Origin of the sequence: Brevundimonas sp. UBA7838, assembly GCF_002500885.1 — a bacterium.
Classification (GTDB): Bacteria; Pseudomonadota; Alphaproteobacteria; order Caulobacterales; family Caulobacteraceae; genus Brevundimonas; species Brevundimonas vesicularis_C.
This window is the reverse complement of the sequence record NZ_DLTK01000145.1, coordinates 1-5152: the sequence shown is the minus strand read 5'-3', so window position 1 is coordinate 5152 and position 5152 is coordinate 1. Positions and strand designations below refer to the sequence as shown.

Annotated in this window: 8 protein-coding genes; 2 read left to right on the top strand and 6 right to left on the bottom strand. The window is 67.7% G+C overall.

Features of this window, described 5'->3' with window-relative positions; all coding sequences use genetic code 11:
• The 6 genes from B3T77_RS15270 to B3T77_RS15245 all read right to left on the bottom strand — a co-directional run.
• The coding region (locus B3T77_RS15270) for a sulfite exporter TauE/SafE family protein (protein ID WP_292080672.1) at window positions 1-480 on the bottom strand (480 nt) is incomplete at its 3' end.
• A gap of 8 nt (window positions 481-488) precedes the next feature.
• On the bottom strand, window positions 489-1766 hold the full coding sequence (locus B3T77_RS15265; RefSeq protein WP_066627968.1) for an NAD(P)/FAD-dependent oxidoreductase: 1278 nt from the start codon (window positions 1764-1766) through the stop codon (window positions 489-491).
• On the bottom strand, window positions 1763-2185 hold the full coding sequence (locus B3T77_RS15260; RefSeq protein ID WP_035308653.1) for a TIGR01244 family sulfur transferase: 423 nt from the start codon (window positions 2183-2185) through the stop codon (window positions 1763-1765). The genes B3T77_RS15265 and B3T77_RS15260 overlap by 4 nt, the downstream gene beginning before the upstream one ends.
• Window positions 2186-2214: 29 nt before the next feature.
• A complete protein-coding gene (locus B3T77_RS15255) occupies window positions 2215-2634 on the bottom strand; it encodes a DUF6691 family protein (RefSeq protein WP_035308654.1) in 420 nt (139 codons plus the stop codon).
• A complete protein-coding gene (locus B3T77_RS15250) occupies window positions 2631-3065 on the bottom strand; it encodes a YeeE/YedE family protein (protein WP_035308657.1) in 435 nt (144 codons plus the stop codon). Before B3T77_RS15250 ends, B3T77_RS15255 begins: the two co-directional genes overlap by 4 nt.
• Window positions 3066-3077: 12 nt before the next feature.
• The gene (locus B3T77_RS15245; protein WP_035308659.1) at window positions 3078-4019 is read right to left on the bottom strand and encodes an MBL fold metallo-hydrolase; all 942 of its coding nucleotides are present in this window, start codon (window positions 4017-4019) and stop codon (window positions 3078-3080) included.
• Window positions 4020-4123: 104 nt separating this feature from the next.
• On the opposite strand from B3T77_RS15245, the gene B3T77_RS15240 reads away from it, so the two are divergent.
• The gene (locus tag B3T77_RS15240) at window positions 4124-4783 is read left to right on the top strand and encodes a peroxiredoxin (RefSeq protein WP_035308662.1); all 660 of its coding nucleotides are present in this window, start codon (window positions 4124-4126) and stop codon (window positions 4781-4783) included.
• The coding region (locus B3T77_RS15235) for an ArsR/SmtB family transcription factor (protein WP_292080670.1) at window positions 4780-5152 on the top strand (373 nt) is incomplete at its 3' end. The genes B3T77_RS15240 and B3T77_RS15235, both read left to right, overlap by 4 nt.

Genomic DNA, 5152 nt, shown 5'->3' with positions numbered 1-5152 from the left:
GCCGCCGATGCCGAAGAAGCCCGACATCACGCCCGTGGCCAGGCCCGTGCCGACGAGCTTGGGTGCATTGCGCCGATCAAGCTGGACGTTCGGGTCTCCGCCGGCGGAGCGGCCCCGCAACATCAGTACGCCGACGACCAGCATCAGGACGGCGAAAAGGGCCAGCAGCTTCTGACCATCCACGGCCTTGCCCAGGCTCGAACCCAGAAAGGCTCCGAGCACCCCGGCGACCGCGAACAGACTGGCAATTTTCCATTTCACCGTGCCGTGGCGGGCATGATTGATCACATTGGCGAAGGCGTTGGCGGCCACGGCGAAGGCGCTGGTGCCGATCGCCAGGTGCGGCTCCTTGACCCCGACCAGATAGACGATCAGCGGCACGGCCAGGATGGACCCGCCGCCGCCGACCAGGCCCAGGGTGAAGCCGACGAGCGAGCCGGCGCCGGCGCCGAGGCCGTACTGCAGCGGAGACAGGTCCATGATCAGGCTCAGGCGACAGCAGGGCGAAGCTGGGGGGCGGGTTCGATGTGGTGGGGGCCGGCCAGCCATTCGCGACCGCGCAACATCCCAAGCCAGTAGATTTCGGGCAGGGCCTGGGCCTTCAGATGCCAGGCCAGACGGGTCGGCTTGGTCCCGTCGAGCATCCATTTCGGGAAGCTGGGCAGGAGCTTGCCGCCATAGCCGAACTCGGCCAGCACGATCTTGCCGCGCTCGACCGTGAGCGGACATGAGCCATAGCCGTCATAGACCGCCCGCATCGGCTGGCCGTCCAGCAGCGACAGGATGTTCTCGGCCACCACGGGCGCCTGTTTGCGGGCGGCCGCAGCAGTCTTGGCGTTGGGTGCCGAACAGGCGTCGCCCAGACCGAAGACGTTTTCGAACCGCTTGTGGCGCAAGGTGGCGTCATCCACCTCGATCCAGCCGCTTTCGGCGGCCAGCGGACTTTCGCGAATGAAGTCCGGCGCCGTCTGCGGCGGGCAGACGTGCAGGAAGTCGAACTCGCGCCGAACCTGGCGAACTTCACCGTCCGCACCGGTCACGGCGAAGGTCGCGATCCGCGCCGGGCCGTACACCGCCACCAGTTTCGATCCGAAGTTCAGGTCGATGCGGTATTTGCTGACATATTCCATCAGGGCCGGAACGTAGTCCTTGACCCCGAACAGCACCGGGCCGGCGTTGTGGAATTCGATCTCGATGTCGTTTCGACCGTGGTCGCGCCAGTGATCGGCCGACAGATACATGGCCTTCTGCGGGGCGCCGGCGCATTTGATCGGCATGGGCGGCTGGGTGAAGATCGCCCGACCGCTCTGCATCGCCTGGACCAGCTTCCAGGTGTAGGGCGCGGTCTCATAGCCGTAGTTGGAGGTGACGTTGTTGCGCCCGAGCGTTTCCGCCAGGCCCGGAATGGCGCCCCAGTCCAGCTTCAGTCCCGGCGCCGCGACCAGCATGCGATAGCCGATCCAGCGGCCGTCGGTCAGTTCGACGCGATCGTGGATGGGGTCGAAAGCCGCGACCGAGCCGCGCACCCACTGGGCGCCTTGGGGGATCAGGTCCTCGGTGCGGCGCCGGGTCCGCTCGGGCGTGAAGACGCCGGCGCCGACCATGGTCCAGCCGGGCTGATAGTAGTGATGTTCGGATGGCTCGACGATGCGGACATCAAGGTCGGGGCGACGACGCAGGAGGCTGGCGGCTGTGGCGATGCCGGCGGATCCGCCGCCGACGATCAGGACATCGCAGGACTCCAGGGGGGCGTACTGGGCGCTCATGACGCGGCTCCTTCGAGACGGGGACGCAGGGCGCCGAGGTCGTAGCCGGCGCTCTTGGCGCGTGCGATCAGATCGTCAGCGCTTATCGAGGCGACGTTCGCCAGCGCCCACAGGGTGGTCGTGCGCGTGCCGGTGCGGCAGAAGCCGAACACAGGCTGGGGCAGGTTGGCCAGAGCCTCGCGGAAGTCCGCCACGTCCTGGTCGGAGATTGCGCCGCCGACCACGGGAACATGGGCGAAAGCCAGTCCCGCAGCCTCGGCGGCCTGGCGCAGATCTTCGGAGCTGGGCTGGCCGGGCTCTTCGCCGTCGGGTCGGTTGGAGATCACCGACCGGAACCCTTGGGCCGCGATGTCGGGCAGGTCTTCCGGGGCGATCTGGGGCGAGGCGGACAGGGCCTCGTCCAAAGGGCGAATATGCATGGCTTTGTCTCCCTAGGGTCTTTTCTGGTTCAGGCGTTTCGGTCGAGGGTCAGGCGGAACAGCGCCATGCCGGCCGCGAGGGCGCCGACGAAGACGAAGGCCTGCCAGGCGCCGGTCGTCAGCGCCGCAAGCGCCGGGCCGGGGCACAGGCCGACCAAGCCCCAGCCAAGGCCGAACAGGGCGGCCCCGCCGACCAGAGGGGTGTCGATGGTCCGGCCCTCGGGCACATGGAAGGTGTCGGCCGCGACCGGAGCCTCCATGCGCCGGCGGATCAGCCAGGCTATGGCGGAGGGGATCAGCGCCCCGCCCATGACGAAGGCCAGAGAGGGGTCCCAGGCGCCCGTCACATCCAGGAAGGCCAGGACGCGGGCCGGGTTGATCATGTCGGACACCACCATGCCGGCGCCGAACAACAAGCCGCACAGGACGGCGACGATCAGCCGGCTCACGCCAGGCCTCCCAACAGGTGGCGGGTGACGAAGACGGTCAGGGCCGCGACGGCCATGAAGACGCCGGTGGCGACGATGGAGCGGGGCGACAGGCGGGCCAGGCCGCAGACGCCGTGGCCGCTGGTGCAGCCCGAGCCCCAGCGGGTGCCGAAGCCGACGATCAGGCCGCCGAGCACCAGCAGCCAGACCTCCGAAGTGATCTGCACCTCGGGCCTGCGGATCAGGGCCGAGGCCAGGGCCGCGCCGCCCAGCAGGCCGGCGATGAAAAGCAGGCCCAGAATGCGCGGCGCGCCTTTTGACAGGCCGGTCGCTGCGGCGGTCAGGCCGGAAATCCCGGCTACGCGCCCATTCAGCAACAGATAGAGACCGGCCGACAGGCCGACCAGCAGACCGCCGGCCAGCGGCCAGATGAAGGGAAGAGGCTCAAGCATCGGAGCCTCGCCTCACAGCGCGTTCAGCGGGACCTTGAGGTAGCGCACCCCATTGTCCTCGGGCTCGGGCGGGCGGCCGCCGTTCATGTTCACCTGAACCGACGGCAGGATCAGCTTGGGCATGGGCAGGGTGGCGTCGCGCTGGGTGCGCATGGCCACGAACTCGTCCTCGCTGACGTCGTCGCGAATATGGATGTTGCCTGTCCGCTGGGCACCGATGGTGGTCTCCCAGGCGAACTCGGTCCGGCCCGGCGGCGCCTTGTAGTCGTGACACAGGAAGACCCGCGCCTCGTCCGGCAGGGAGGTCAGGCGATGGATCGAGCGGTACAGGGTCCGGGCGTCGCCGCCGGGGAAGTCGCAGCGCGCCGTACCATAGTCGGGCATGAACATGGTATCGCCGGGGAAGACGGCGTCGCCGATGACATAGGCCAGACAGGCCGGGGTGTGGCCGGGCACGTGCAGGACCGTGGCCTTCAGACCACCGATCTCAAACCGGTCGCCGTCGTTGAACAGATGGTCGAACTGGCTGCCGTCGCGGCGGAAGTCGGTCCCTTCGTTGAAGATCTTGCCGAAGACCGCCTGGACGGTGAGGATTTCATGGCCAATCGCCAGCTGACCGCCGAGCTTTTCCTGGAGATAGGGCGCCGCCGACAGGTGATCGGCATGGGCGTGCGTCTCGAGCAGCCACTGAACCGTGAGACCTTCGGATTTCACGTAATCAATGAGCGCATCGGCCGAAGCGTGCGTGGTGCGGCCCGACGCCGGATCGTAGTCCAGCACGCTGTCAATGATGGCGCAGACGTCGGAGCCGGGATCGCGCACGACGTGGCTGACGGTGAAGGTGGCTTCGTCGAAGAACGATTTCACGACAGGGCGTTGGCGAGGATCGCCCAGCGCGGCGCGCACGATGTCGGCGGCGTCGTCGCGGGCGGGGTCGGGTGTGGGCGAGGACATGACGTGTCTCCGTTTCGGTGACTCAACACATATACTCATTCATAGTTCGTGCAAGTATGTATTTTAATGTAGCGGAAACGGTGGGATGCGCTTAGCGTGCGGCTATGGACACGATCGACACCGGGCCAGCCGTCTATCCCCCCGCAATGCGCGCCCTGCGCATCAACGATACGGCGCCGGACTTCACGGCGCGCACGACTCAGGGCGAAAGGCGCCTCAGCGACTACCGTGGACGCTGGCTGGTGCTGTTCTCGCATCCGGCGGACTTCACGCCGGTCTGCACCAGCGAGTTCGTGGCCCTGGCCCGGCAGGCCGACGCCTTCGCGGCGATCGACTGCGATCTGATGGCCCTGTCGGTGGACAGTCTGTATTCGCACCTGGCCTGGCTGAAGGACATCTTCCGCCGCTTCGGCGTGAAGGTGCCGTTCCCGATCATCGAAGATCCCTCCATGGCCATCGGCCACGCCTTTGGCATGGTGGACGCCGGCTCGAGCGACAGCGCCACGGTGCGCGCGACCTTCGTGATCGATCCCGAAGGCGTGGTGCGCGCCATCAGCTGGTACCCGATGAACATCGGCCGCTCGGTTGATGAGTTGCTGCGTCTCGTCACCGCCCTGCAGACCTCGGACCGTGAGGCGGCCTCCACGCCGGCGGGCTGGACGCCCGGCGACGCACTGCTGGAGCCGGCCGCCACCACACTGGACGCCGCCATCGCCGACGGTGACGGCGATGCACCCTGGTACTATCGCGAGCGCAGCGCATGACCGACGATCAAGCGGCCGCGATGGAGCGGTTGAAGGAAAAGGCGCCGGAGGCCGCAGAGCTGTTGCGCCAGCTGGCCAACGCCAACCGGCTGCTGATCCTGTGTCATATCGCCGAAGAGGAGCGCTCGGTGGGCCAGCTCGAGGCGGACCTCGGCATCAAGCAGCCGGCGCTATCCCAGCAACTGGCAGAGCTGCGCCAGTATGGCCTGGTCAAGACCCGCCGTCAGTCCCGCTCGATCTTCTATTCGATCGCCGACGAGCGCGCCCAGGCGGTCATGGGGATGCTCTACGAAATCTTCTGCGGCGATGCGAAGGCGGTCGGCGCGCGAGCCGCCGCCCCGGCGCCCCGCACATCGACGCCGGCGCGCG

What these genes read in the sequence shown, in the direction of transcription:
- B3T77_RS15265 (WP_066627968.1), bottom strand. Translation starts at nt 1,766, where the DNA reads ATGAGCGCCCAGTACGCCCCCCTGGAGTCCTGCGATGTCCTGATCGTC.
- B3T77_RS15260 (WP_035308653.1), bottom strand. Translation starts at nt 2,185, where the DNA reads ATGCATATTCGCCCTTTGGACGAGGCCCTGTCCGCCTCGCCCCAGATC.
- B3T77_RS15250 (WP_035308657.1), bottom strand. Translation starts at nt 3,065, where the DNA reads ATGCTTGAGCCTCTTCCCTTCATCTGGCCGCTGGCCGGCGGTCTGCTG.
- B3T77_RS15245 (WP_035308659.1), bottom strand. Translation starts at nt 4,019, where the DNA reads ATGTCCTCGCCCACACCCGACCCCGCCCGCGACGACGCCGCCGACATC.
- B3T77_RS15240 (WP_035308662.1), top strand. Translation starts at nt 4,124, where the DNA reads ATGGACACGATCGACACCGGGCCAGCCGTCTATCCCCCCGCAATGCGC.